This is a genomic window from Microbulbifer sp. ARAS458-1 (assembly GCF_045348205.1).
Classification (GTDB): domain Bacteria; phylum Pseudomonadota; class Gammaproteobacteria; order Pseudomonadales; family Cellvibrionaceae; genus Microbulbifer.
The window spans coordinates 3,127,908-3,148,785 of the sequence record NZ_CP155838.1 but is presented as its reverse complement, the minus strand read 5'-3'; the positions used below and the strand labels follow the sequence as shown (position 1 = coordinate 3,148,785).

Here is a 20,878-nt window from a genome sequence, read left to right as displayed (position 1 = left end):
GGAGGTCCGTCGCACTGCCTGTGCTTAATAGACGTCACTACCAGCGGTTGCTGATCCACATGGTCTGATACGGATCCAGCGTCACTGTCGCCAGCATATCGTCGAATATCGCATCACTGATCAAATCTTTCCATTGGTCTGTGCCAATCAGGTTGATGGCGTTCAGATGAATGGTGTGGGGCTGATCGGAAATATTGTTCAGGCAGAAAATACTCTGCCGGCGATCCAGACTCTGGCGCCAGAACGCAAACACCTGATCACCAAGGTGCAGGGTAAACTGGGTCGCGTTCGGGTGGAACGCCGGCTGTTCACGGCGCAACTGGATCAGCCGGCGCAGTTTGTGAAACACCTGGTGGTGATGGGTCTCCGGATTGGCCAGACGTTCATTCAACTCCTGTTCCTGCCACTGACGACGATTGATGGCGCGGTTGTGGCCGTGTTCCTTCATGCGCTCATAGTCATTGGTGGTGCCCACAAGACTGTGCAGATAAAACGCCGGAATGCCCTCAAGTGCCAGCATAATCGCATGGGCGCAAATAAATCGGTTCAGTTGCCAGCTATCTTCCCCCTCGGTAGTTCCCTTTAACGCGTCAAATAGGGAAATGTTGATCTCGTAGGGTTTATTGCTGCCGTCATCCAGTGCACGCCAGGAAATCTGCCCGCCAAAATTCTCCATGGTCTGAATCAGGGCTTCCTGCTCGCTGTCATCCAGCAGACCTTCTACTGGCCTCAATCCGATACCGTCGTGAGAGGCGATAAAATTGAAATAGGTTGTACCGTTCTGGGCCGGTGGCATGCTCATCAGCCAGTTTTTCAGATAGCGGCAGTTGCCGGTCACCAGGGTGTTGACCAGTAGCGGGGGCAGGGAGAAGTTGTAGATGCAATGTGCTTCGTTGGCATTGCCGAAGTACGACAGGTTCTCCTGATTGGGAATATTGGTCTCGGTAATGATTACCGCGTTGGGGTTGGCATGTTCAATCAGTGTCCGCAATAACCGTACGATTTCGTGGGTTTCTGCGAGATTCAGACAGTTGGTGCCAAGAGTTTTCCAGATAAAGGCAACCGCATCCAGGCGGAATACCCGTACCCCCATATCCAGATACATGCGGATAATATCCACGATCTTGGCCAGGACTTTGGGATTGGCAAAATTCAGGTCAACCTGGTCGTGACCAAATGTACACCACACATGCCGGGTACCCCGTGGCGTATCGGTGGCGCGCAGTAGGGGGGTAACCCTCGGACGCACTACTTTCGTGAGGTCTTCTTTCGGGTCCGCCTCAACAAAAAAGTCGCTACCTGGATCAATACCTTCCTGATAATTCAAGAACCATTCATGCTGGGCGGAGCAGTGATTGATGACCAGATCGGCCATCAGGTGGAAGTCGGTACTGATCCGCAGGATATCGCTCCAGTCACCGAGGCTTGGGTCTACCTGCTTATAGGCGGACACCGCAAAGCCGTCGTCACTGGAATAGGGGAAGAACGGTAATATATGCACCGTGTTGATCAGCATTGGAAAATGCGCCTGCAGGAAGTGGTGCAGGGTTTTCAGCGGTGGCTGGTTATCGTTCAGGATACTGTTCCCGTAGGTTATCACCGCGATATCTGTCTGGTCCCAGAGATTCTTATGGGCGATGGGACTCTGGCAGTCTTCGTCCAGACGCATGGTCCGAATCAGTTCCTGAGCAATGGGTTCGACCTCAAGTTCCGGATAGATAAATGCCAGGTGATCCACCACCTTCTGATGTAAAACTTCCTCGATTGGTAAGTTCGCCGTCGGTTGATTCACTGTGTCCCCCGTTGCATTGTGATGCTGGTCTTGCCGTTGTTTTTTGTTATGCGTTGTATTCTTCGTAGTCCGCTTCCACGGCCTGTTTCAGTTGCTTCAGGAATCCGGGTTCGGCACTGGTGATACGGTTCCAGCTTGGTATAAAAGGTGTTTCCATTGGATTGTCCAGAAATGCCTGTCCGGCTTTTACCAGATTGCTGGCAAACAATTCGACGGTCTGCTCTTCTTTGTGAATGTCGAAATTGAGGCCGTTTATGAGGGCATCATTGCGATAGGTTTCCACGAAATCCAGCGCAATACGGAAGTAGGTAGCCTTGATGCTGCGGAAGGTTTCCGAGGAAAAGACGGTGCCCTGGGTGGCCAACTTGCGGAAAAACGATTTGGCTATATCAATGGACATTTTTGATAGGCCGCAATGTTCGTCGTCAAAGGATACATCCTGGTGCTTGTGGTCGTAGGCGTGGGCAATATCTACTTGGCACAGTCGGTTGGTGGAGTAGTTCCGGTGCATTTCAGATAGCACACCGATTTCCAGGCCCCAGTCACTGGGGATGCGCAGGTCGTTGATAACATCGCGGCGGAAGGAAAATTCACCAGCGAGCGAATAGCGGAAGCTGTCCATGTACTCCAGATATTTGGTGTGGCCGTATATTTTCTTCAAGGTGCGGATCAGCGGAGTGACAAGGAGACGGCACACGCGGCCGTTGATTTTGCCGTTGGCGACGCGGGAGTAATAACCCTTGCAGAATTCGTAACTGAATTGTGGATTGGCCACTGGATAAAACAGGCGTGCGAGCATCATGCGGTTATATGTGACGATGTCACAGTCATGTAGCGCAATGGCCTCGCCACGACGGGATGCGAGAATATAACCCAGGCAGTACCACACGTTTCGACCTTTCCCCGCATCTTGGGGAGCGAGGCCATCTCGCTGTAGCTGTGCATCCAGTTCGCGCAGGCGCGGGCCATCATTCCACAATACCCGTACGTGCTGCGGCAGGATTTTGAATTGCTTTAGTGCATCCCGATACTGGTCTTCATTGGCGCGGTCCAGCCCGATCACAATTTCTGAAAGGTAAGGTACTTCTGCCAGTATTTCGAGAATCTTGGGTAGCGCCTCGCCTTCGAGCTCTGAATAAAGAGAGGGAAGCAGCAGGGACATAGGGCGGTGTTTAGAGAAGCGAATCAGGTCCGCTTCCATATCCTCCAGGCTGCGGTTGGAAAGATTGTGCAGGGTCGTGATGTCACCATTCTGAAAAAAATCGGTCACGGTTTGCTTCCTGTTTTACGACGGTAGAAGTTTTTACAAGGGTAGAAGTTCGGTGGCGAGAATGTCCTGAATGGCCAGTGCCCAGCCCAACGGGCCAGTTTCCTGGGTAACGATCAGTTCAGGATGATGAGGTAATTCGGGGGGCGCGTGGGAGGGCGAGCGCACGATAACAGCGACGTCGGCAATCTTCAGCATGTCCAGATCATTGGGCCCGTCGCCACTGGCGATCAGCTTGCACGAACGGTCGGTGTAGTGCTGGTAGGTCTTCTTCAGCAACTTTGTCGCCTGGCCTTTGTCGGTTTGTCCCAACACATGCAGGAAACGTCCGCCCTGGAGAGTGGCGAAGCCGGCGGCATTGGCACGGGCGGCAAAGGCAGCTTTTTCTTGTTCGTTACCGCGCCATAACAGCGGCTCGGAATAGCCGCGGCGGTTGGCCTGTTCCGCTTCACTGGCGTTCAGGCCCGTAGCTGCGACGATTTCCTCATTGCTGGCGGAGGAAAAACTCAGGTAGGGCACACCGTGGCTTTCGCCGTCGTTGTGCAGAAAGTCCACAATGCTCTGGCGCTGTGCGCCTGGCTCCAGCACCCAGTAACCATCCTCTTCCCGTGCCAACTCCGGCTTATTCGGAAAATATCCCGCGGGTATAAAAATCGCCGATCCGTTTTCAACAATAAACGGGTGCTGGTTCTGCAGCGCATCCCGCAGGGCCAGCATTTCATCGCGGGTTTTACTGCTGTTGAGGATCACCGGTATACCGGCGGATTCCAGCTGTTGCAGGGTGGCATCGGCAGGCTGGTGGGAGTAGCTGAAATGATCCAGCAGAGTGCCGTCCAGATCACTGGCGATTAGCCATTGGGTTTTCGGGCTCGCTATTGTCGTCATTCGATTCCGTTTTTCTGGCTTCTTTTTCTGGCCTGGCGTCGGCACGAAAAAATGCGTGCGCTAATTAGGTAATCCAAAAATAGTGCCAGTCAGAGGAAAACGAGCCATTGCACCGGTTCAGAGCAGTGGATTGGCGTCAGAATCTTTTAGTTCGGATTTGTCGGGCCAGAAATGTGCGGAACCTGCATCGTATTGGTGAGCACACTGCAGGCTAATTTTATGATTGCACCGCAGTGGTGCGCGCAGGAGGGAGGGAAAGCCCCACCGGCACAGCCGGTGAGGCTTTAAAAGGCGATCAGGGCGCGGAGCACCCCAGGCAGCGCGCATAGAGTGCGCGGGGATCTTTAAAGGTTTGCAGTTCCGCCAGGGGCTGTACCGCCGGACGAACGCTGTTCAGCCAGGCACCCAGCGGCAGGTTGCGCTCCACGCTGGCAGAGACATGGGCGTCCACATTTTCCGCCAGGGCGCGCATGATTTTTTCGCTCGGGGTCAGCTCGCGCTGAATTTCCATCACTTCATACTTTTCCAGCTCGGCCAGCTGCGCGGCATCGGCGATGGCATCGTTGAGGTTGCCCAGTTCATCTACCAGACCCAGTTCGTGGGCGGCGCGGCCGGTCCAGACCTGGCCCTGGGCGATTTTATGAATTTCCTCCGGCGTACTGTTGCGCGCTTCCGCGACCAACTGCAGGAATTGCGCGTAGGTGTGTTCTACGCCCTGTTGCAAGATGTTTGCGGCGGCCTCTGGCAGGGCGCGGTCGAGGCGCATGGTGCCCGCTAGTTCGGTGGTGCCCACGCCGTCGTTGTAGATGCCCAGGTGTTCCAGGGAGTCTTCGAAAGTGGGGAAGGCGCCAAACACACCAATGGAGCCGGTAATGGTGGAGGGGGATGCCCAGATGCGATCGCCGCCGGCAGAAATCCAGTAGCCACCGGAGGCGGCGACGCTGCCCATGGAGATCACTACGGGAATACCGGCTTCGCGGGTAGCGAGTAGCTCCTGGCGAATGGCCTCGGAAGCGAAGGCGGAGCCGCCGGGGCTGTCAATACGCAGTACCAGCGCCTTGACGTTTTTCTCGCGGGCCTCGGCAATCAGTTTACCGAGCGTGGTACTACCGATCTGTCCCGCAGGCGCTTCGCCATCGATGATGGCGCCGGCGGCACTGATCAGGCCAATTTTATCTTTCTGCAGACGGGGGTCCGGCAGGTTGGTGAGTTTGACCTGACGCAGGTAATCGTGGGCGTAGATGCCGCTGTACTGGGATTTGTCGTCGTTGGCGACGCCAACCACTTCCTGCAGCTCTTCGATGGCGGCGCGGCGGGTGAGCAGCTTGTCGACAAACTTGTTGGCCAGTGCGGCTTTGGCCCAGCTGCCGCCTTCTGCGCGTAGGTTTTGCGGCAGGTTGGCAATGTAGCTGTCGATGGCGTTGGGCGGCAGGTTGCGCAGGCCGGTGACCTGTTCGGTGTACTCGTTCCACAGCTGGTGCAACCAGCGGGCGTTGTTTTCCCGGGAGGCGGGAGACATGTCGTCGCGGGTGTAGGGTTCGATAAAGTCTTTGTAATCGCCCACACGGAACACGTGGAAGTTGATTTTCAGCTTATCCAGGGCGCTTTTGTAGTAGTTGCGGTAGCTGCCGAAGCCGGTGAGCAGTAGGGAGCCCATGGGGTTCATATAGACCTTGTCGGCGTGGCTGGCGAGGAAGTACTGCCCCTGGGTGTAGTTGTCGCCGATGGCGTAGACCGGTTTTTCACTGGCTTTGAAGCGCTGTACGGCTTCGCCGACTTCTTCGAGTTTGCTGAGGCTGGCGCCGGCGAGGTGATCGAGTTCGAGCACGAGTGCGCTGATACGGTTGTCGCTGGCGGCGGCGTCGATGGCGTCGACGAGGTCTTTTACGCGGGTTTCCGGTGGTGAGGCGGGGCCGCCCAGGAAACTGGGAACGCCACTGGGTTGGCTGACTTCGTCGACGAGGAAGCCGCCGGGGGCAACTTTGAGGGCGCCGCCCTGGGGTACGGTGATGCGCTCTTCACCGCCGAAGATGGCCATGCCGATAAACAGGAGCAAAAGAAGGAAGAGGATGTTGGTGAATACCCGGCGCAGCCAGGTGATGGCTCCACCAATGGCGCCAAAAAAGCGACGAATAAGGCCGCGACGTCGTGTTGATTCGGTCAAACCTGAAACTCCTTGTTGTTCGGTCTATGGGGCTTCTTTCTTGTGGCCCTTGGAAGTTCTTAATTAGCACTGTGGCGTCACTACTGCCGGGTATAGCCTCGCGAGACACGGGCTAGGCGCCCCCCCTCAACCCATCCATGGGGGCTCTGCAAAAACATCCTGTTTTTGAAGGTCTCGCGAGGCTATACCCGTCAGCAGCGACTTCTCGTCGACATCTGATTATTGAAAGACGCCTGCGCTATGTCCGAGCATTTTGTAACTGCACTTGCCAGCGGCTGGTCATCATTGCAGATACAAACAGAATAAGGCTCAAAGCGGTTAGCGCGCCATGCTGCCAGCCGCGTGTAGGCATCATTACGTCGACGATACCGGCGGTGATATAGAGCAGCAGGATAAAACATAGCCATAGATAGGCGCGTTGGTGCTGTTTGAGCAGGCCCGGCAATACCAGCAGCAGGGGGAAGGTCTGTAGTATCCACCACTTGAGTGAGCCGTCGAGGAACAGGTTCCATACCGCGAACAGTAGCAGAAGGCCGCCGTAGCAGAACCAGTTGAGCTTGCGCGCGACGTCCAGTTTGCGGGTGAGGCTGGTGGGGTCGATGGGTGTGCGTTGTTTTTTCTGTTTAGCCACGGTGGTCTCCCAGTTTTTCGGCGAGGGTGGCAATGCGTTTGCCGAGGGCGCGGCACAGGGTGGTTTCGTCCTGGCTGAGTTCGCCGTCGTTGCCGCCGGCCCAGTGGGAGGCGCCGTAGGGGGTGCCGCCGGTGGTGGTGTGCATGAGGGCGCCTTCGGAGTAGGGGATGCCGGCGATGATCATGCCGTGGTGCATGAGCGGCAGCATCATGGAGAGCAGGGTGGTCTCCTGGCCGCCGTGGAGGCTGCCGGTGGAGGTGAATACGGCGGCGGGTTTGCCGCTCAGGCTGCCGTCGAGCCACATGTCGCTGGTCTGATCCAGAAAGTAGCGCAGGGGCGAGGCCATATTGCCGAAGCGGGTGGGGCTGCCCATCAGCAGGCCCGCGCATTTACGTAGGTCGTCGGCGGTGCAGAAAGGAGCGCCGCTGTCGGGTACCGGCGGTTCGCTGGCTTCGGTATTGGGGGAAACCGCAGGCACGGTGCGCAGGCGGGCTTCCAGTCCGGTTTCTTCAATACCGCGACCGAGTTCCGCGGCCATTCTGGCAGTGGCTCCGTTACGGCTGTAATAAAGAACAAGGATGTACGGTGCAGTTGGTGCGGAAGCCACTAGATCAGCTCCAGCACATTTTCCGGCGGGCGGCCGAGTACGGCTTTATTGCCCTTGATGACGATGGGGCGCTCGATCAGTTTGGGGTGACTTACCATGGCGTCGATCAGAGCCGCGTCGCTGTGGGCGGCGTCTTTGAGGTTGAGCTCCTTGTAGGCGTCTTCCCCTTTGCGTAGCAGGTCCCGCGGGGCAATGCCCAATTTGCCGAGGATGTCTTTCAGCGCTTTGGCATCTGGCGGGGTTTCCAGGTAGAGCACGATTTCCGGCTCGATATTGTTTTCCTGCAGCAGTTGCAGGGTCTGGCGAGATTTTGAACAGCGGGGGTTATGGTAGATCGTCCACATCGAAAGCGTATCCTGTTAAGGTTTGGCGTATTCTAACAGCACTCTGTTAGTCGTCTACGCTGAGGTATGGCGTACTTTTTAGACAAAATACACGGATTTACCCGCCAGATTCACCGGAAAATGGCGGACAGCTCCTCTTTTAAAAAATGGTTTGGCAAGCCGTATAACAAACTGAGAAGACCCATGACTGAAATGGTGCACCGCTGGCGGCGCTTTTTTACTTCCCTGTGGACCGTATTCAACGAAAAGAACTGCAGACAGAATGCGGCGGCGCTCACTTATATGACGCTGTTCGCCATAGTGCCACTGGTAACGGTGAGCTATGCCATGCTGTCACTGTTTCCGGATTTCGCGGGGCTCGAGAGCAAGATTCAGCACCAGATCTTTTCCCACTTTGTGCCGGAAAGCGGGCGCGAGGTGCAGGAGTACATCAACAGTTTTTCCACCCAGGCCCAGCGCCTTACCGGGGTGGGTATCGGCCTGCTGCTACTGACCGCGGGTTTTATGCTGAAGAATATCGAGAACACCTTTAATGCCATCTGGGATATTCCCAAGGGGCGCCGGGGTGTCTCCAGCTTCCTGCTGTACTGGGCGATCCTGAGCCTGGGGCCGATTCTGCTCGGTGCCGGTATGGCTGCCACCACTTATCTCTTCTCTCAAAAAGTACTCGCCCAGAACGACAGCCTCGGACTACTGCCGATAGTGTTGCGGGTATTGCCCTGGGTATTTACCGCCATCGCGTTCACGCTGTTGTTTGTTGCGGTTCCCAACTGCCGGGTGCCGTTGCGCCACGGTCTCGCCGGGGGGGTGATTACCGCGTTTGCCTTTGAGGCGGCCAAGTATCTGTTTGGTGCCATTGTCGCGCGCAGCTCGGTACAGGCGATTTACGGTGCCTTCGCCTTTGTGCCCATGTTCCTGATCTGGATCTACCTGATGTGGATGATTGTGCTGGCGGGTTGTGTGCTGGTGCGGACTCTGTCGGCCTATCACGCGGCGGCCCAGGGGCGAAATTACTCCGATCTGGTGGCGACGCTTTCCATCCTGTGGAAGTTTTTCAGCAAGTATCAGCAGGGCCAGACCATCAGCGATCAGGATATTTCCCGCGTAGGGATACGCCCCGCCCAGTGGCGCCGTATCCGGGAAGTTTTGCAGAACAACAAGGTGATCGGGCAGACAGACCGCAACGATTACGTTCTGGTGCGGGATCTGGATTCAGTCACTCTGCAGCAGATGCTGGACTGGCTGCACCCGGCGCCGGTACCGGAGAGCGGTCACCGCGAGTTGCAGGTGCGCCCCTGGTACCGAGACGTGGAAACCCGTTTCCGCGAGGCGCGGGAGTTCTCCCGCGAGCATCTGTCGCAGAGCCTTGGGGACCTGTTCCGGGAGTCCATGTCCAAGGAGATGCTGGAGAAAACCGTGGATACCGGCAATCTGGAACCGGCCAAGCTGCCTGCTTCGGTGGAAACGGTGGACGATTCCGTCGACAACAAATCCAGCGCTAGCAAATCTGCCAACAAGGGAAGCAGCCGCAATGCCCGTAGTAGCAAGTCGTCCAGCAAAACGGCCAAATCTTAACCCGGTTGCCGCGCTACTGTTGCTGATCGCGCTGGCAATTGGCGGTTGCGAATCCCGTAGTGGCGGGCTTATCGCACTGAATGGCGACCGACTGGAGACCGGCGGCAAGGTGCTGCTGGTGAATTACTGGGCCGAGTGGTGTGCCCCGTGTCGAGAGGAAATACCCGAGCTCAATGATTTTTATCGCGAGCATGGTGAGCAGGTGCTGGTGCTGGGGATCAATTTCGATCAGCCGCCTGTCGAGGAAGTCCAGCGACAGGCCGACAAGTTTGGCATCGCTTTTCCGCTGCTCGCTGCGGCACCGAAAGGGCGCTGGGGGCAAGCGGTTCCTCAGGTTCTGCCATCGACATTCATTATTGATCGCAGCGGCCAGTGGCAGCGTACCCTGGTCGGACCGCAGACGGCCACCTCGCTGCAAGAAGCAATCCGTCCTTATCTTGAACAGTAGGTGGCCGTGCAATCAGCGGTCGCCTCGCTTCTACCGGTATAACCAAAGCGTCTTTTAGGGGAAACTGCGCCAGCTGTTAGGATGTGCGCGATTTTTTAACCTTGAACACGCAAACTGGGACTCAAATTCGATGCAATTGGGCGCATTTCTACTGCTGGCGTTTTACCTGTTTCTGCTCTGGCCACTGGCGCGCTGGCACCGCAGTCGTAACTCTCTGGCGCCGGCGGTATTCGCCGGCCTGTCCTTGGGAGTGATGCTGGGTGGCTTAATGCACCTGGCGGAAGGCTGGGGCGTGGATGTGCCCTGGGTGTTGAGCTGGGTGGGGCTTATTGGTGACGGCTATGTAAACCTTTTGCATTTGCTGGTGATGCCGTTGGTGCTGATTTCGATTCTGGGAGCGGTGGTAAAGGTCAGTAATACCCGCTCGCTGGGCAAGATCAGCGTATCCGTGCTGGCAGTTCTACTCGGTACCACTGCCATCGCCGCATTGATCGGCGTAATGATCGCCCACCTGTTTGGCCTTTCTGCCGAGGGGCTGGTGGAAGGCGCGCGGGAAGCGGCACGAGCGGAAGTGCTCAACGAGCGCATCGGTCGTGTCAGCGACCTCAGTATTCCGGAAATTCTGACTTCATTTATCCCGCGCAATATTTTTGCCGACCTCGCCGGCCAGCGAGACACTTCGGTGATTGCCGTGGTGGTCTTTGCGGTATTGCTGGGGCTGGCGGCACTGGCGGTGCGTAGGGAAAACCCGGAGCAGGGCGCGGCTATCGAACATTTCGTTTCCGTGGCTCAAGCCTGGGTAATGAAGCTGGTGCGCCTGATTATGGCGTTTACCCCGTACGGTGTAATGGCGCTGGTCACGGCGCTGGTGGCCAAATCCAGCTGGGCGGATATCTTCAACCTGTTCAATTTCGTGTTGGCCTCATTTGTCGCCATTGTACTGATGTTTGTGGTGCACGCGGTGCTCCTACTGGTGAACGGCATTAGCCCTTTGCACTATTTCGCCAAGGTATGGCCGGTGCTGGTGTTTGCCTTCAGCTCCCGTTCCAGTGCAGCGACGATTCCGTTGAACGTGGAAACTCAGATCGACGAGCTGAAAAACTCCCCGGCCATTGCTAACTTTTCTGCCTCCTTTGGGGCAACCATCGGCCAGAATGGTTGTGCAGGTATTTATCCTGCGATGCTGGCGGTAATGGTGGCGGTACCATTAGGGATCAATGTGTTTGACCCGGTCTGGTTGGCCTCTCTAATTGCCGTCATTGTGATCAGCTCCTTTGGTATTGCCGGCGTCGGCGGCGGCGCAACCTTTGCGGCTCTTGTGGTGCTGCCTGCCATGGGGCTGCCGGTACAGATAGCCGCGCTGCTGATTTCTGTGGAGCCGCTGATTGATATGGCGCGCACCGCGCTCAATGTGAATGGTGCCATGACTGCCGGCACCCTGACTCAGCGCTGGCTGGGTGATAGTACGGGTGAAAGCAGCGGTGGCGATGACCACGGCAGAGAAGAAGCGAGCGAAGCCAGTTAATCCAAAATTTTTTCATCGTTGTGTCAACCAATAGCGCACCCGTGCGTTTTGATAAGAGAACAGAGCAGTTCTCACCCGTACAGCGGGGAATACAACAAGGAAACCACCGATGAAACTGATCAATAAATCGACTCTCTTTTTCACTGCAACCATGCTGTTTTCCGGCGCCGCACTGGCCGAAGATGGCGAGGCGCTGTCGAAGCACCTGGATAACAAGGGCGACCGTATAGAAAATCGTCTGGACCGCCGCGGTGATCGCATCGATAGCCGTCTGGATAATAAAGGTGATCGCATCGACAACCGGCTCGACAACAAGGGCGACCGGATCGATAACCGGCTGGACCGGGCCTCGGAACGCGCCGAAGCCAACGGCAACGATAAGCGGGCCACCTATCTGGACAAAAAGGGCGACCGTATTGATCGACGTTTGGACCGCAAGGGCGACAAAATCGACAATCGCCTGGATCGCAAGGGCGATCGTATTGACCGTCGCCTCGACCGCAAGGGACAAGGTATTGACCGGCGTATGGACCGTCGCAGTCAGCGCGTGAAAAAATAATCACCGCGTTCAGGGCGGTGCTGAGAAACCAGCGCTTGTCCTGATTGAAACAATCACATTGATGCTCACAAGACACCTCTCGGAAAAGGGTGCCGCGCACTGCATGGATCAATTTCTTGCCTCGGTGGAAAAGCGAGCCTATTCCATGGCAGCCATGGCGGTAGGAAACCGCGAAGATGCATTGGACATCGTACAGGATGCGATGTTTGCTCTGGTGCGCCGATACAGCCACAAACAGCGGGAGCAATGGCGCCCGCTGTTTTTTACCATTCTCAATAACCGCATCACCGACTGGCACCGCCGCCACAAAACGGTTTCCCGCTGGCAACTGTTGCGAGAAAAGTTTGCCGGTGATGATGGTGACGAAGACGGCTTTGATCCGGGCATTCTCGAAGACACCGCTGGTCCGAGACCGGAGCAGGGCGTTTTTTCCCAATACACCCTCGACGCGATTGAAGCGGCGGTCGGTCGTTTGCCGCCTCGTCAACAACAGGCGTTTTTACTGCGCTGCGTGGAGGGCTTCGATATCACCGAAACGGCTAGCGTCATGGCGTGCAGTGCCGGTAGTGTAAAAACCCACCTTTCACGGGCGCTCGCCGCCCTGCGTACACAATTGGAGGAAGTGCGATGAGCTCGTCAAAAGATCGAGCAAACGGTCACAGTGACCAGGGGAAACTGATTGCCGGAACCCGTGAGGTGATGAGCCGCCGTGATGAATCTATCGACGGGGAAACCCTGTCCCGCCTGCGCCGCGCGCGCTCGGCTGCGCTAGACGCCAGACCCGGCTTGCGTCCACGCACAGGTCTGTGGTTACCCGCAAGCCTGGCATCTACGGCGGCTGCAGTGGCAGTGGTATTACTGCTGGAGCAATATCACGCTTCTCAGGCAAAGGAGGTGGATTTTCTTGCGGACGCTTGGATTCTGGATGAGGAGGCGGAATTGGAACTGATCGAAGATGTGGAGTTTTACCAGTGGCTGGCAGAGGAAGAGCTGGATGGCTAATCGTGCTGGCCGCTACTTTCAAAAGCGCCTGGGCAAGCCGCGGCTATCGCGCCTGGTTTTGGCCTGGACGCTGTTGGCGTTTCCCGCGGCATTTGCCAACGAATCACTGGATGAAGATTTTTTACTGTTCCTGTCCGACTGGACCGATGATACCGGCGAGTTTGTTTCGCCCAGCGACATGGACGAAAGTTGGGCCGGTGCATCCGTATACGTGGAACCCCAATCGCCGCAGGCACCATCCCAGCAAGCGGCAGACGCCGAACAGGGAGAGCAGAACAAGCAAGGTGAGCCAGATGAGTAACGCCACAATGCGAATGAAAGTACAGAGGGTACGAAAAGAGTTGCGCCGCGGTTTCGGATTTCCCTTGCTGCTAGCGCTGGTTTTGACGGCGATGAGTAGTCTGACCTGGGCAGATCCCGTGACCTGGCAGCAATTGAGCGAGAGTGAGCGTCAGCTGCTGCAACGATTCGAGAACCGCTGGAATGAATTCACTCCGGAGCAGCAGGCACGCCTGCGCCAGGGGGCGGAGCGCTGGACCTCCATGACCCCGGAGCAGCGCCAGCGGGCGCGCCAGGAGTTTGGCAAATGGCAGCGGCTTACCCCTGAACAACGGGAGAAACTGCGTGACGCCTACCGACGCTTCAAGGCCCTGCCGCTGGAGCAGCGGCAGAAAATCCGAGAGGCCCGCCAGCGCTTTCGTCAACTGTCACCGGAGCGGCAGCGGCGCCTGCGTGAGCGCTGGCAGAATATGACCCCGGAACAGCGCCAGCGATTTCGGGCGCGCCGCCAGCGCAAGGAGTCGAGTGATTGACCGCTTAAGGGCTACTGCCGATAGTGCTCCCGCGGCAAAGCGCTCAATGGCCGGAGGCATAGCCCCGCGTAATTTTTCCGCAGAGTTCAGTTTCGATTCAGCCTGTCCCTCGTAAAGTGCTCCCATCGGCCGCTTGTGGCCACAACGAGGCACCCGGTAGCGACCAAATGCAGCTCATGGTCACGCCAGGGCGCCAGAGTCCGGGTCTCTGGGAGTACTGAATATGGCGACAGTAAACAATTGGTTACAGCAGTTGGCATTTGCCGGTCTCACCGCCGCTCTGGTGGGCGTCAGTGTTTCGGCTACCGCCGGTGAAAGCGGCTATCCCGAGCCGTATGAAGGCCAGTACGTGGGCCAGCAGGGCTATCACTATGCCACGGTTACGGGCGTTACCCCCATTTACAATGATATCCGCGTAGTTGAACCCAGAACCCAATGCTGGGACCAGACCGTCACCTACCAGCAACCTTCACCCGCCGGCGCCATTATTGGCGGCCTTGTGGGCGCGGCTGTGGGCCGCAATGTGGTGAAGGGGCACAAGCATCGAAACTATCGTCATTACGGCCGCCATCACTATCGCCACCACCACCGCGCCAACAAGGGCGCGGGTATGGTAGCGGGCGCTGCGGTGGGCACGATTATTGGCAGTGCCATCAGCCGCCATCAGGCGCCGGTGCAATACGGCACCGAGCAACGCTGCCAGGTAGTGGAAGAAGTGAGCACCCGCCGGGAACTGATCGGCTACGACGTGAACTACCGTTACAACGGCCAGGAATATCTGATTCGCACTGACCACCATCCTGGCGATAGAATTCGGGTTCGCGTAGACGTCACGCCGGTATTGTGACCAAAAAGTGTCCATTCAGCGGCGAAGTGGAATTGACAGGAGCAGATTAGTGAAAGTTGCATTGGTTTGTCTGTGGGTGGCCATTCTGGTTGCCGCGCCGGTTTCCGCATCCTCGCGGTATCAGGTGGATACACCTGCCCCTCGGATCGCCAGCGTTCACAAACTGCATATGCAGCCTCTGGCCAGTTTTCGGGTGCAGAACAAGGGCATTTCCAAAAATGAGGCCGCCGCGATCGTAAAGCGGCAGTTCGGCGGCAAGATTCTGGCGATCAGTGAGGTCCAGCGAAAAGGCAAAGCTGCCTACCGGGTTAAGGGACTTTCTGACCAGAGTCAGGTCTATGTCGTATTCGTCGATAAACAGAGTGGGCGTATCTCCCGTTAAACGACCACTCGCCCGCAGAACAACTGCCGAATAGAATTGACCGAGGAAAAACCATGCGCGCACTGCTGGTAGAAGATGAGCACGCCTTGCGTGAACAATTGGCGACCTCCCTGCGCAAGGGGGGGTACACTGTTGACGAAGCGCCAGACGGGGAAGAAGCCCTGTATCTGGGGCGAGAATTTCCCTACGACGTCGCGGTGATGGACCTGGGGCTGCCCAAGGTGGACGGTATCCAGGTGATCGAGACCCTGCGCAAGGAGTCCCGTCATTTCCCGATTCTGATCCTTACGGCTCGCGGCCACTGGCAGGAACGGGTGCGCGGACTGGAAGCCGGTGGTGATGACTATCTCACCAAACCCTTTCACACCGAAGAACTGCTGGCCCGACTCAACGCACTGGTGCGCCGCTCTGCAGGATTTTCCTCGCCTACCATCAATGCGGGCCCCATCGAGCTGGATACCAGCGCCCAGCGGGTAAAGGTCTCCGGCAGTGAGCTGGAACTCACTTCGTTCGAATACAAGGTACTTGAATACCTGATGCTGCACCCGGATGAAGTGGTATCCAAGACCACCCTTACCGAACATATCTACGAGCAGGACTGTGACCGCGACAGCAATGTCATCGAAGTGTTTATTGGCCGCCTGCGAAAAAAACTGGATGCCGCCGGCGGCGTAAAACCGATCGAAACCCTGCGCGGGCGCGGTTACCGCTTTAGTCCGGCGGGCTGATGGACTGGTTGAGGCGGCTGCACCGCCCGCGGCAGCTGCTATTCCGTTGGGTACACTCTTTGTCCGGCCGTCTTTCTCTGATGGCGACACTGGTGCTGCTGGTCTTCCTGGCGGTATTTTCCGGGGTGTTGGAACGCGCGTTCCGTACCTCTCTGGGCGAAGCCAAGGCGCGGGAGCTGCAGCTGCATGTTTACACCCTGCTGGCGGTGGCGGAGCCCGATGGTGATACCCTGCAGTTGCCTCTGAGCCTTCCAGAGCCCCGCTTCAACCAACCGGACTCGGGCCTGATCGGCGCGGTGATGGATGCCCGTGGTCGGGTAATCTGGCGCTCCCCCTCGGCACTCAGTCTGCCGAATTTTTCTGCCCTTCCTCTTCCCCTGCCATTACGCCAGGGCCAGCAGGTATTTGCCGAAGTGCAGATGCCAGACCTGAATCAGCCATACACCAGTTTTCGCCAGGGCATCGCCTGGGGACTGGATAACGAGCTGCAATTTACCTTTGTGGTACTGGAAGACGCGGCGCCGTTGTATGCCCAGCTCAAGCAGTTCAATACCACTCTGTGGCGTTGGCTGGGGGTTGGTTCTCTGGCGTTGATCGCAGTGCAATTGCTGGTGCTGCAATGGGGGCTGGCGCCGTTGCGCGGGCTGACCCGCGCGCTGAAAAACATGCAGCACGGCGGCGCCGATCGCCTGCAGGGCCACTTTCCCCAGGAGCTGGTTCCGCTTACCGATAACCTGAACCTGCTGATCGAGAATGAGCGCCGCCAGCGGGAAAAGACCCGGCACACTCTCGGTGATCTGGCGCACAGCCTGAAAACACCTCTGGCGGTATTGAAAGGCATGGACGTGGCGGCCGATCCAGAGGGTGCGCAGCGCGCTCTGGCAGAGCAGGTAGAGCGGATGGACAGTATTATCAGCTACCAGCTGAAACGGGCGGTTACGTCTTCACCCAAGTCGATCTTGCGCGGTGTGCCGGTGAAGCCCCTCGCGGAAAAAATTCTCTCGGCCCTGGACAAGGCCTATCGCCATAAAACGGTCGACGCGGAATTGCTATGTGATGACTCTGTGCTGTTTTATGGCGACGAGGGGGATCTGATGGAAATGCTCGGCAATCTTTTGGATAACGGATACAAGTACGGTGGTGGCAAACTTGTGGCAAAAATCCGAAATACCGAGGGTCGTCGCGGGCTCGAAATTATTGTCAGCGACAACGGCCCCGGCCTGTCCGAGTCCCAGTGGCAGCAGGTAATCCAGCGCGGTGTGCGCGCGGACCAGAAACAGCAGGGGCAGGGGATCGGGCTTGCGGTGGTGGTGGATATTGTGGAAAGTTACCACGGTACTATAGGCATAGTACCTCCTGCCCAACGGGATGATGAGTACTTCGGGGACGTGGATCTTGGGGGACTTACCCTGCGCGTCGCCCTTTAAAAAAGAAATAACAAGCAAATGGAGTTGGTATGTTTTTCCGATCACTCAAGAGGTCGTCGCGCAGCTTGACCGCTGCGTTGCTGATGGCCGGTTCTATCGCCGCATCGGCGTCTGCCACTGAGGTATCTTCACCCTGGCCTGGTGGTGCCGAAGTCGCAGTGGTACTGACCTATGATGACGCACTGGATTCCCATCTGGATGTGGCCATCCCCCAGCTAAACGAGCATAAACTCCCGGGCACCTTCTATTTGAGTGGCGCGCGCCCCTCAATCCGTATGCGCTTGCACGAGTGGCGCCGGGCCGCCCAGTCCGGCCACGAGCTCGGCAACCACATGCTTTACCATCCTTGCCGAAAATCCGTCGCCAATCGCAGCTGGGTAAAGCCCTGGCAGGACCTGGATAAATACACCCTGGAGCAGTTTATTGACGAAGTGCAGGCCACCAACAGCATGCTTGAGGCCATCGATGGTCAGCAGCAACGGACTTTCGCTTATCCCTGCGGCGATATGGTGGCCGGCGGGCAGGATGTGGTGCCGGAACTGAAAAAACTGGTACCGGCGGCGCGACTGTTTTCCGCTGATGGCCAACATCATCCCGATGACAGGGATTTTTACCGGGTGGCATCATTTGATGGCGCTGAGAAAAGCGCGGATGAATTGATCGCGGTGGTGGAAGCCGCGCGACAAAACAACAGCCTGGTGGGCTTTATGTTCCACGGTGTGGGTGGGGATTACATAACCGTATCGGAGGAAGACCATCAGGCGCTATTGGCGCACCTGGCGGCGCATCCGGGTCGCTACTGGGTGGCCACCATGCGCGAGGCGGTAGCGCATCTGAAGAAAGAGCAATTGCGACAAAACCGCTGACCTTCCATCGGTCTACGCCCACAGGGCGTAGACCGATGGAAGGTCTATCCGGCGGCGCTCAGGAGCTTTCGCTTCCCTTGGCGCCTTCAATTTCCTCCGCGGTTTCCAGCGGAATATTGGTACTGGCCTGCTCCGCGCGGCGCTGACCTGGAACGACACCCTGCCACAATGTGTCTGCGAGGGCTTGTGGCGACTCGCTGCGACCGTCTGCGATCCACTGCACGATCGCGTGCGCCACATCCGGCCAGGCGATGCGCACGCCTCTCGGCTGCTCTTCGAGCCAGCGACCAATGGTCAGTGCATCAATATGCTCGACCACTTTGGCCAGTTGCAGCTCCTTTAATGCCATTCCATTCGCTTCCTGCTCGAACTGTCCCTTCAGCGGGCGGGTCAGAATGGGCTTGCCCAGGGTCAGGGTTTCGGCAATCAGTTCAAAACCGCTATTGCAAATGACTGCACGGGCGGTGGCTACGTCGTGACGGAAGCCTTCCACCGATGGCGCTTTCAGAGTGATATTGTCCGCTTTGGGCAGGTCTGTGGGTAGGCCGTAGACGATAAATTGCTGTGGCAGTTGTGCCAGGTGTTGCAGCAGTGGTGCTGCATGCTCAAACGGCAGGTACACCAGGATATGGTCCTGTTCCGCCGGGGCCGGTTCTTCGTGCGCGTGGGCGATGGGGGGCAGGATCGGGTGGCCAAAGTGATACCAGTGCATGCCCAGGCTTACCGGGACCGGCGCGAAGGCTTTCATGATGCTGCGCGCAACCCAGCCGAAGGCCGGGGTCGGAATGGCGAAGTTGAATGCATACTGGTGGCCCAGCCCGAGACTCGGACATTTGCGCTTTTTCGCCGCCCAGGCGGTAACCGGCTCGAAATCGCTGATGACCAGGTCAAAATCGTTCACCGGCAGATCGCGAATATCTTTCAGCAGCTTGCGCAGATCCAGTTGTCTGGCGGTCGCCAATTTGTCGATCTTGCCTTCCTTGTGCACAAAGGTCAGGCCTTCTCGCCACCAGTAGTCACCGAAGGCTTCCATGGCGAAAAGTTTTTCCGGCGGGCGACCGGAGAAAAGCCACTGTACTTCGAGATCGGGGAATTGCTGAAAGGCTTCCGCCATGGCGCGGGCGCGGGAGATATGACCGTTACCAGTACCTTGAACACCGTACAAAATTTTCAAGTTGCTTCTCCGGGAGGAATGCGAGGATTGTCTATTTCTGGAGCAGGGTGGTGCTGCGCAATAGTTATAGCAGTACGCCGCTCACCGCGAAGCCAACACTGGTGCCAAGTAGCGCACCGGCAAACACATCCGTGGGGAAGTGCACGCCGAGACCTACACGGGAAGTGCCCACACCCGCGGCCCACAAGTAACCAAGTGCCCACAATGGGTTAAGGCACTGGGCGAGCATGGTCACAAACAGGAAGGCGCCGGAGGTGTGGCCCGAGGGCAGGCTGAAGCGGTCGTTGGCCACCACGATGGAGCGCAGTCCCGGAATGGATTCCGGCGGCCGGTTGCGGCGGGTGGTGTTCTTGATGGTCCAGTAGAGGGAGCGCTCGATGGCAAACGCAGCACCGCACACGGTGAAGAACTGCAGTGCGGCACTCAGGCTCATGGCCGCCACCACCAGTGGTGACAGCAGGTAGAGCCAGCCATCCGCCGAGCGGGACAGCAGCAGATAGTTTCTGCGGGATGCCGGCCGTGTTGCCCGTTCTGCCATTCGCAGCACCAGCGACACGTCGACGGTTTTCAGTGTGATAGGTAAGCTTCGCATACGGTAAAAGTACGAAGCCTATGTTGCGCAGACTTGAACAAAATATGTCAGGTCTGTGAAATCTGCCCCTTTTACAGGGGCGGAGAGGTGCGGCGGCGCGATAAGCCACGTAAAACCGTGGCCGCGCGCCGCCGAAATGTGATCAGTCGATGCCGATTTTGATGACCCCGGAGCCGGGCAGTTTTTCCACCAGCTCGTGACCACACAGTTTTGAAGGGGTGAAATAACCGCCTTCCCCCTGATAGTCGAGCAGGAACTCCACCACCGCCAGGGAGCCGTGCACGGTCACATCGTAGCCGTTGGCGGTAACCACACGTCCCACCCGGCGCTCGCCGCGGCGGTCATTGCGCACTTCGCCCCACACCCAGGTTTGCTGCTCTGCGCGCTGGTTTTCGCTGGGGCCGCGGACCTTGTTGTCGACCTTGCCCTTGAGCCAGTTCTGCACCCATTTCATGCGCAACAGCCAGCGGAAGGCGTTCAGCTTCTGCATTTTTTTAGCCCGGCGCGGGCTCATGGGGATGTACACCTCGATATTGGGAATCTCGGTGGAGTAGTAGGCGGTGGCGACGTCACCCCAGGGAATGGCGACGGCGAACTTTTCACCGCGGCCGAAATTGATCTTGCGGGTCAGCTCGGCGTGGGGAGTCACCTCGATCTTGCCGTTGCGACGCACCGCGCCACCCACGCCGAGGCTTTCGATCGAGGTCTTGGCGGTACCGGGGCTGAGGCCGGAATCCGAATCGAATCCCAGGGTCAGGTGCGTAGCGCTGTACATTTCCTTGTGCAGAGCGGCCGCCAGGCAGTCTGTAGGAATCACATCAAAGCCGGTGCCCGGGCACAGTACCACGCCGGCGGCGCGGGCTTCCGCATCCAGGCCGTGGGCCAGTTGGTACACCGACATTTCCCCGGTGATGTCCTGGTAGTGAGTGCCGCTGGCAATACAGGCGCGGATCATCGGTTCGGCGGTGCTGGAGAATGGTCCCGCACAGTGAATCACCGCCGCCACATCCCTCAGGGTATGTGCGAGCGCGTCTTCATCGTCCAGAGAAACGGCAATGGCGGGCAGGCCAAGCTCTGTGGCCAGCGGCTGCAACTTGGCTGCACTGCGACCGGACAATATGGGCTTCAGGCCCCTGGCCACGGCTTTGCGGGCAATCAGCTCGCCGGTATACCCGTAGGCGCCGTAAATCAGGATGTGCTTTTTGTTATCCGAGTTGTTCACCGAGTGTCCTTATTGTCTTTTTTGGGCGA

General features: G+C 57.7%; 23 protein-coding genes. 13 read left to right on the top strand and 10 right to left on the bottom strand.

Annotated features, from left to right (window positions below; genetic code table 11):
* Window positions 1-37: 37 nt before the first annotated feature.
* The 7 genes from AAFH99_RS13165 to arsC all read right to left on the bottom strand — a co-directional run bounded on the left by AAFH99_RS13165 (window position 38) and on the right by arsC (window position 7,690).
* On the bottom strand, window positions 38-1,792 hold the full coding sequence (locus tag AAFH99_RS13165; protein ID WP_043315517.1) for an alpha-amylase family glycosyl hydrolase: 1,755 nt from the start codon (window positions 1,790-1,792) through the stop codon (window positions 38-40).
* 46 nt (window positions 1,793-1,838) lie between these two features.
* Complete coding sequence (locus tag AAFH99_RS13160) at window positions 1,839-3,062, bottom strand: glycosyl transferase (RefSeq protein WP_043315520.1); 1,224 nt, start codon at window positions 3,060-3,062, stop codon at window positions 1,839-1,841.
* A gap of 33 nt (window positions 3,063-3,095) precedes the next feature.
* Window positions 3,096-3,944 carry a mannosyl-3-phosphoglycerate phosphatase gene (locus AAFH99_RS13155; protein WP_043315523.1) on the bottom strand — a complete coding sequence of 283 codons (849 nt, stop codon included), beginning with the start codon at window positions 3,942-3,944 and terminating at the stop codon, window positions 3,096-3,098.
* A gap of 295 nt (window positions 3,945-4,239) precedes the next feature.
* On the bottom strand, window positions 4,240-6,108 hold the full coding sequence (gene sppA / locus AAFH99_RS13150; protein ID WP_406827944.1) for a signal peptide peptidase SppA: 1,869 nt from the start codon (window positions 6,106-6,108) through the stop codon (window positions 4,240-4,242).
* Window positions 6,109-6,346: 238 nt separating this feature from the next.
* Complete coding sequence (locus AAFH99_RS13145) at window positions 6,347-6,739, bottom strand: DUF2069 domain-containing protein (RefSeq protein ID WP_406827943.1); 393 nt, start codon at window positions 6,737-6,739, stop codon at window positions 6,347-6,349.
* Window positions 6,732-7,346 carry an NAD(P)H:quinone oxidoreductase gene (gene wrbA, locus AAFH99_RS13140; protein ID WP_406827942.1) on the bottom strand — a complete coding sequence of 205 codons (615 nt, stop codon included), beginning with the start codon at window positions 7,344-7,346 and terminating at the stop codon, window positions 6,732-6,734. Before wrbA ends, AAFH99_RS13145 begins: the two co-directional genes overlap by 8 nt.
* Window positions 7,346-7,690: an arsenate reductase (glutaredoxin) gene (arsC, locus tag AAFH99_RS13135; protein WP_406827941.1), complete on the bottom strand. Its 345-nt coding sequence runs from the start codon at window positions 7,688-7,690 to the stop codon at window positions 7,346-7,348. Before arsC ends, wrbA begins: the two co-directional genes overlap by 1 nt.
* Before the next feature lie 183 nt (window positions 7,691-7,873).
* On the opposite strand from arsC, the gene AAFH99_RS13130 reads away from it, so the two are divergent.
* The 13 genes from AAFH99_RS13130 (at window position 7,874) to AAFH99_RS13070 (ending at window position 17,861) form a co-directional block, all read left to right on the top strand.
* On the top strand, window positions 7,874-9,265 hold the full coding sequence (locus AAFH99_RS13130; protein WP_043317754.1) for a YihY family inner membrane protein: 1,392 nt from the start codon (window positions 7,874-7,876) through the stop codon (window positions 9,263-9,265).
* Window positions 9,222-9,713 carry a TlpA family protein disulfide reductase gene (locus AAFH99_RS13125; protein WP_406827940.1) on the top strand — a complete coding sequence of 164 codons (492 nt, stop codon included), beginning with the start codon at window positions 9,222-9,224 and terminating at the stop codon, window positions 9,711-9,713. Before AAFH99_RS13130 ends, AAFH99_RS13125 begins: the two co-directional genes overlap by 44 nt.
* 130 nt (window positions 9,714-9,843) lie before the next feature.
* Window positions 9,844-11,238, top strand: a complete 1,395-nt coding sequence (locus AAFH99_RS13120) for an L-cystine transporter (RefSeq protein WP_406827939.1) — start codon at window positions 9,844-9,846, stop codon at window positions 11,236-11,238.
* A 109-nt stretch (window positions 11,239-11,347) separates the two neighbouring features.
* A complete protein-coding gene (locus AAFH99_RS13115) occupies window positions 11,348-11,797 on the top strand; it encodes a hypothetical protein (RefSeq protein WP_051686816.1) in 450 nt (149 codons plus the stop codon).
* Between the two features lie 103 nt (window positions 11,798-11,900).
* The gene (locus AAFH99_RS13110) at window positions 11,901-12,428 is read left to right on the top strand and encodes an RNA polymerase sigma factor (protein ID WP_406827938.1); all 528 of its coding nucleotides are present in this window, start codon (window positions 11,901-11,903) and stop codon (window positions 12,426-12,428) included.
* Window positions 12,425-12,799 (top strand): hypothetical protein, encoded by a 375-nt coding sequence (locus tag AAFH99_RS13105; RefSeq protein ID WP_043315534.1) that lies wholly within the window; start codon window positions 12,425-12,427, stop codon window positions 12,797-12,799. Before AAFH99_RS13110 ends, AAFH99_RS13105 begins: the two co-directional genes overlap by 4 nt.
* A complete protein-coding gene (locus AAFH99_RS13100; RefSeq protein WP_406827937.1) occupies window positions 12,792-13,100 on the top strand; it encodes a hypothetical protein in 309 nt (102 codons plus the stop codon). The genes AAFH99_RS13105 and AAFH99_RS13100 overlap by 8 nt, the downstream gene beginning before the upstream one ends.
* Complete coding sequence (locus tag AAFH99_RS13095) at window positions 13,093-13,611, top strand: DUF3106 domain-containing protein (RefSeq protein ID WP_051686817.1); 519 nt, start codon at window positions 13,093-13,095, stop codon at window positions 13,609-13,611. The genes AAFH99_RS13100 and AAFH99_RS13095 overlap by 8 nt, the downstream gene beginning before the upstream one ends.
* 223 nt (window positions 13,612-13,834) lie before the next feature.
* The gene (locus AAFH99_RS13090; protein WP_406827936.1) at window positions 13,835-14,458 is read left to right on the top strand and encodes a glycine zipper 2TM domain-containing protein; all 624 of its coding nucleotides are present in this window, start codon (window positions 13,835-13,837) and stop codon (window positions 14,456-14,458) included.
* A gap of 49 nt (window positions 14,459-14,507) precedes the next feature.
* Window positions 14,508-14,840, top strand: a complete 333-nt coding sequence (locus AAFH99_RS13085; protein ID WP_043315542.1) for a PepSY domain-containing protein — start codon at window positions 14,508-14,510, stop codon at window positions 14,838-14,840.
* A gap of 53 nt (window positions 14,841-14,893) precedes the next feature.
* The gene (locus AAFH99_RS13080; protein WP_043315544.1) at window positions 14,894-15,568 is read left to right on the top strand and encodes a response regulator transcription factor; all 675 of its coding nucleotides are present in this window, start codon (window positions 14,894-14,896) and stop codon (window positions 15,566-15,568) included.
* 59 nt (window positions 15,569-15,627) lie between these two features.
* Window positions 15,628-16,995, top strand: a complete 1,368-nt coding sequence (locus AAFH99_RS13075) for an ATP-binding protein (RefSeq protein ID WP_406827935.1) — start codon at window positions 15,628-15,630, stop codon at window positions 16,993-16,995.
* 65 nt (window positions 16,996-17,060) lie between these two features.
* Entirely contained in the window at window positions 17,061-17,861 is an 801-nt protein-coding gene (locus AAFH99_RS13070; protein ID WP_406827934.1) for a polysaccharide deacetylase family protein, read from the top strand.
* Window positions 17,862-17,919: 58 nt separating this feature from the next.
* Here the strand turns inward: AAFH99_RS13070 and AAFH99_RS13065 are convergent, their stop codons facing one another.
* The 3 genes from AAFH99_RS13065 to AAFH99_RS13055 form a co-directional block, all read right to left on the bottom strand.
* Window positions 17,920-19,035, bottom strand: a complete 1,116-nt coding sequence (locus AAFH99_RS13065; protein WP_043315549.1) for an MJ1255/VC2487 family glycosyltransferase — start codon at window positions 19,033-19,035, stop codon at window positions 17,920-17,922.
* A 64-nt stretch (window positions 19,036-19,099) separates the two neighbouring features.
* Window positions 19,100-19,573 carry a phosphatase PAP2 family protein gene (locus tag AAFH99_RS13060; protein WP_231491373.1) on the bottom strand — a complete coding sequence of 158 codons (474 nt, stop codon included), beginning with the start codon at window positions 19,571-19,573 and terminating at the stop codon, window positions 19,100-19,102.
* A 196-nt stretch (window positions 19,574-19,769) separates the two neighbouring features.
* Window positions 19,770-20,849 (bottom strand): trans-acting enoyl reductase family protein, encoded by a 1,080-nt coding sequence (locus AAFH99_RS13055; protein ID WP_043315553.1) that lies wholly within the window; start codon window positions 20,847-20,849, stop codon window positions 19,770-19,772.
* Window positions 20,850-20,878 lie beyond the last annotated feature (29 nt).

What these genes read in the sequence shown, in the direction of transcription:
- AAFH99_RS13125 (WP_406827940.1), top strand. Translation starts at nt 9,222, where the DNA reads ATGCCCGTAGTAGCAAGTCGTCCAGCAAAACGGCCAAATCTTAACCCG.
- AAFH99_RS13130 (WP_043317754.1), top strand. Translation starts at nt 7,874, where the DNA reads ATGACTGAAATGGTGCACCGCTGGCGGCGCTTTTTTACTTCCCTGTGG.
- AAFH99_RS13095 (WP_051686817.1), top strand. Translation starts at nt 13,093, where the DNA reads ATGAGTAACGCCACAATGCGAATGAAAGTACAGAGGGTACGAAAAGAG.
- AAFH99_RS13115 (WP_051686816.1), top strand. Translation starts at nt 11,348, where the DNA reads ATGAAACTGATCAATAAATCGACTCTCTTTTTCACTGCAACCATGCTG.
- AAFH99_RS13155 (WP_043315523.1), bottom strand. Translation starts at nt 3,944, where the DNA reads ATGACGACAATAGCGAGCCCGAAAACCCAATGGCTAATCGCCAGTGAT.
- AAFH99_RS13105 (WP_043315534.1), top strand. Translation starts at nt 12,425, where the DNA reads ATGAGCTCGTCAAAAGATCGAGCAAACGGTCACAGTGACCAGGGGAAA.
- arsC (WP_406827941.1), bottom strand. Translation starts at nt 7,690, where the DNA reads ATGTGGACGATCTACCATAACCCCCGCTGTTCAAAATCTCGCCAGACC.
- AAFH99_RS13080 (WP_043315544.1), top strand. Translation starts at nt 14,894, where the DNA reads ATGCGCGCACTGCTGGTAGAAGATGAGCACGCCTTGCGTGAACAATTG.
- AAFH99_RS13100 (WP_406827937.1), top strand. Translation starts at nt 12,792, where the DNA reads ATGGCTAATCGTGCTGGCCGCTACTTTCAAAAGCGCCTGGGCAAGCCG.
- AAFH99_RS13110 (WP_406827938.1), top strand. Translation starts at nt 11,901, where the DNA reads ATGGATCAATTTCTTGCCTCGGTGGAAAAGCGAGCCTATTCCATGGCA.
- AAFH99_RS13090 (WP_406827936.1), top strand. Translation starts at nt 13,835, where the DNA reads ATGGCGACAGTAAACAATTGGTTACAGCAGTTGGCATTTGCCGGTCTC.
- AAFH99_RS13060 (WP_231491373.1), bottom strand. Translation starts at nt 19,573, where the DNA reads ATGGCAGAACGGGCAACACGGCCGGCATCCCGCAGAAACTATCTGCTG.
- AAFH99_RS13120 (WP_406827939.1), top strand. Translation starts at nt 9,844, where the DNA reads ATGCAATTGGGCGCATTTCTACTGCTGGCGTTTTACCTGTTTCTGCTC.